This is a genomic window from Pseudohaliea rubra DSM 19751 (assembly GCF_000764025.1).
Taxonomy (GTDB): domain Bacteria; phylum Pseudomonadota; class Gammaproteobacteria; order Pseudomonadales; family Halieaceae; genus Pseudohaliea; species Pseudohaliea rubra.
Window position 1 is genome coordinate 1 of sequence record NZ_KN234816.1, and the last position, 3,761, is coordinate 3,761.

The following is a 3,761-nucleotide window of genomic DNA, read 5'->3' on the forward strand; positions in this document are numbered from 1 at the left end:
GGGCGGAGCACGCGCCTGGAGGACGCGTGTCGCTGGCAGCGCTGCCTGTCGCCGCCGACGGTGGCCTCGACCTGCAGGCCATGCTGCAGTTCCTCGCCGCGCGAGAGGTCAACGAGATTCTGGTAGAATCCGGCCCCCGGCTCGTCGGGGCGCTGCTGGCGGCGGAGCTGCTGGACGAACTCATCGTCTACCAGGCCCCCTGCCTGCTGGGCAGTGCGGGGCGACCGCTGGTCGACCTGCCCCTGGCACGTATGGCCGACAAGGTGCCGCTCACGCTTGCGGACCAGCGCCGCGTCGGCGACGACTGGCGCCTCACTTTCACCCTGAAGCGGAACGACTGAACGAACATGTTTACCGGTATCATCCAGGCGGTCGGTGAGATCGCGGCCATGGAGCCCCGCGGCGGTGACCTGCGTCTGCGCATCCACACGGGCAAGCTGCCGCTTCATGATGTGGCCATCGGCGACAGCATCGCCGCCAATGGCGTCTGCCTGACGGTGACGGAACTGCCCGGCGACGGCTACCGGGCCGATGTGTCCGTGGAGTCCCTGAACGCCACGACCCTCGGCAAGCTGACCGTCGGCGCCCCGGTCAATCTGGAGAAGGCCCTGACGCCGGCAAGCCGCCTCGGCGGCCACATCGTCAGCGGCCACGTCGACGGCGTCGGCGAGGTGGTGAGCCTGGCGGAAGACGCGCGCTCCTGGCGTTTCGTGTTCCGCGCCCCGGACGCGCTCGCTCGCTATATTGCCCACAAGGGCAGCATCTGCGTCGACGGCACGAGCCTCACGGTGAACGCCGTGAACGGTGCCGAGTTCGACCTCAATATCATCCCGCAGACCATGGCCGAAACCATCTTCGGCGCCTACCGGCCGGGCACGACGGTCAACCTGGAGGTGGACCTCATCGCCCGCTACCTCGAGCGTCTGGTGCTCGGCGACCGCGCCGCGGACCCCGGTGCCGGGGGCGTGACGCTCGCGACCCTCGCCGAGCACGGCTACCTGCGCGGCTGACTGGAGAACCCCGTGAACGACCTGCAGATCGACCCTGTCGATGAGCTCCTTTCCGACATCCGCCTCGGCCGCATGGTGGTGCTCCTCGACGATGACGATGCCACGCACAATGCCGGCGGCGTGATGGTCGCCGCGGAACACTGCGAGGCCGACCACGTCACCTTCATGGCGCGGCGCGCCCGCGGCCTTGTCTGCCTGGCGCTGACCCGGGAGCGCTGCGCGCAGCTCGATCTGCCGCCGATGGTGGAAGGCGACGGCGAGCACGCCAACTTCACCCTCTCCATCGAAGCGGCCCGGGGCATCGACACGGGAATCTCGGCGGCGGATCGCGCGCTCACGGTGCGGGTCGCCGTTGCGCCCCACGCCGTGGCATCGGACATCGTCCAGCCCGGCCACATCTTCCCCCTTGCCGCCACCCCCGGCGGCGTGCTCACCCGCGCCGGGCACACCGAGGCGGCGGTGGACTACGCGCGGCTGGCGGGGCTGACCCCGGCGGCGGTGCTCACGGATGTCCTCGGCGCCGACGGTGGCCTGGCCAGCCCCGGGGAGCTTGCGGCCTTTGCCCGGGAGCACGGCCTCAAGCTCGGTACCATCGCCGATCTGATTCACTACCGGCTGCTCCACGAGTGCACCATCGAGCGGGTGCGTGAGGGCGAGGTGGCCACGGCCCACGGCACGTTCCGGCTCACGGTCTACCGCGACAGCACCGACGGCGAGCTGCACCTCGCCCTGTCCCGCGGGCACATCACCCCCGACAGCCCGACGCTGGTGCGGGTGCACACGCGCTCCACGCTCCGCGATCTGCTCGGCAGCCACCTGCGCGAGGGTCGCTCCTGGGCGCTGCAGGAGGCGCTTGAGCACATCGGCGCAGCCGGCAAGGGCGTCCTCGTGCTGCTGGCCCGACCGGAGAGCGAAGAGCAGCTGCTGCACAGCATCGATCTGGCCCTCGGCGAGGATCGTCCCTCGCCGCCGGCGCCGACCGACAGCTACAACACCATCGGCCTCGGGTCGCAGATTCTCCGCGACCTCGGCGTCGGGCAGATCCATCTGCTCGGGGCGGCCATGAAGTACAATGCGATCTCCGGCTTCGGCCTGGAGGTACTGGATACCATTACCCCGCGCTGAGCGGCGCCGGCGGAGCAGCAAGGAGATAACCATGGATGCGATCAGGACCCTCGAGGGTGACTTCACCGGCAGCGACGGGCGCTATGCGCTGGTTGTGGGCCGCTGGAACAGCTTTGTGGTCGAGCACCTCGTCGCCGGCGCCGTGGACACGCTGCGTCGCCACGGTGTCAGCGACGAGCAGCTCACTATCGTCCGCGCCCCGGGGGCTTTTGAGATCCCGCTGGTATGCGAGAAGGTGGCTGCCGGCGGCAACTACGACGCCATCATCGCCCTCGGCGCCGTGATCCGTGGCGGCACCCCGCACTTCGAGCACGTGGCCGGCGAGTGCACCAAGGGCATCGCCCAGGTCAGCCTGGAGCACGGCCTGCCGATTGCCTTCGGCGTGCTCACCGTCGACAGCATCGAGCAGGCCATCGAGCGCTCTGGCACCAAGGCCGGCAACAAGGGCGCCGAAGCGGCGACCTCGGCGCTGGAGATGGTCAGCCTCTTGAAGCAGCTCTGAGCGTGGCCGGCCCCGGGCACAACCTCCTCGCCGCCCGCCGGCGCCGGGCGCGCCACTATGCCATGCAGGCGCTTTACCAGTGGTACATGGCCGGCGCGCAGCTGAATGTCATCGAGGCGGAGTTCCGCAGCGACTACGACTTCGACAAGGTCGACGGCGAGTACTTCAGTGCCGTCCTCCACGGCGTGGCCGCCGATGCGGACGGCCTCGACGAGGCCTTTACGCCGCTCCTCGACCGCGCCCTCCACGATCTCGACCCGATCGAGCACACGCTGCTGCGCATGGGCACCTGGGAGCTGCGCGAGCGCATCGACGTGCCCTACAAGGTGGTCATCAACGAGGCCGTTGCCCTGGCGAAGAAGTTCGGCGCCACCGACGGGCACAAGTACATCAACGGCGTGCTCGACAAGCTCGCGCGGGAACTGCGCAAGGTTGAGGTCGGGGCCGGCGCGCCCGCCGGCCGCAGCTGAGCCGGCAGCCGCTGAGCCGGTCGCGCCTGAGCCATGGCCAGCAACGAGTTCGCGCTTATCCGCCGCTTTTTCTGGTCCCTGGGTGCGACAGCGTCCTCCAGGGACGGGGGCACCCCCGGAGGAGCGACGGACCCGGAGCCGGGCGCCATCCGCCTCGGCATCGGCGACGATGCCGCGCTCCTTCAGCTGCCCCCCGGTGAAGTCCTTGTCACCTCCGTGGATACTCTTGTCGAGGGCGTGCACTACCCGGAAGACACCTTTCCTGAAGACATCGGCTACCGCGCCCTTGCGGTCGCCGCCTCGGACCTTGCCGCCATGGGGGCAAGTCCCCTGGCCTGCAGCCTGGCGCTGACGCTGCCGGCGGCTGACGAGCTGTGGCTGCAGGCCTTCAGCGAGGGTCTTGCCCAGGCCTGCGCCGCTTTCGGGCTGCCGCTGGCCGGCGGCGACACCACCCGCGGCCCGGCCACGGTGATCACCCTGCAGGTGTTCGGTGCCTGCCCCGAGGGGCAAGCCCTGCGCCGCGACGGCGCTCGCCCCGGGGATCAGGTCTGCGTCTCCGGCACCCTTGGCGATGCGGCTGCGGCGCTGGCGATGCTCCAGGATGCCTGGCAGCCGGCGGTCGCCGGGCGCGAGGAGGACGCGGCCGCCTGGCCG

At 70.2% G+C, this 3,761-nt stretch carries 6 protein-coding genes; all 6 read left to right on the forward strand.

The genetic code is table 11. From position 1 onward, the window contains the following. Window positions 1–341: RibD family protein (locus HRUBRA_RS14330; RefSeq protein WP_201771620.1), on the forward strand; the 341-nt coding region annotated here is incomplete at its 5' end. A gap of 6 nt (window positions 342–347) precedes the next feature. After that, a complete protein-coding gene (locus HRUBRA_RS14335; RefSeq protein ID WP_035518312.1) occupies window positions 348–1,010 on the forward strand; it encodes a riboflavin synthase in 663 nt (220 codons plus the stop codon). Between the two features lie 21 nt (window positions 1,011–1,031). Further along, a complete protein-coding gene (gene ribB, locus HRUBRA_RS14340; RefSeq protein WP_035518320.1) occupies window positions 1,032–2,135 on the forward strand; it encodes a 3,4-dihydroxy-2-butanone-4-phosphate synthase in 1,104 nt (367 codons plus the stop codon). 31 nt (window positions 2,136–2,166) lie between these two features. Then, window positions 2,167–2,637: a 6,7-dimethyl-8-ribityllumazine synthase gene (ribH, locus tag HRUBRA_RS14345; protein WP_035518315.1), complete on the forward strand. Its 471-nt coding sequence runs from the start codon at window positions 2,167–2,169 to the stop codon at window positions 2,635–2,637. Between the two features lie 2 nt (window positions 2,638–2,639). Continuing rightward, on the forward strand, window positions 2,640–3,107 hold the full coding sequence (gene nusB, locus HRUBRA_RS14350) for a transcription antitermination factor NusB (RefSeq protein WP_035518317.1): 468 nt from the start codon (window positions 2,640–2,642) through the stop codon (window positions 3,105–3,107). Window positions 3,108–3,140: 33 nt separating this feature from the next. After that, window positions 3,141–3,761 (forward strand): thiamine-phosphate kinase (gene thiL, locus HRUBRA_RS14355; RefSeq protein ID WP_035518318.1); only part of this gene is annotated, 621 nt, incomplete at its 3' end.

Bases quoted from the DNA above. Each gene is read 5' to 3' on its own strand.
- ribH (WP_035518315.1), top strand. From the start codon at position 2,167: ATGGATGCGATCAGGACCCTCGAGGGTGACTTCACCGGCAGCGACGGG.
- HRUBRA_RS14335 (WP_035518312.1), top strand. From the start codon at position 348: ATGTTTACCGGTATCATCCAGGCGGTCGGTGAGATCGCGGCCATGGAG.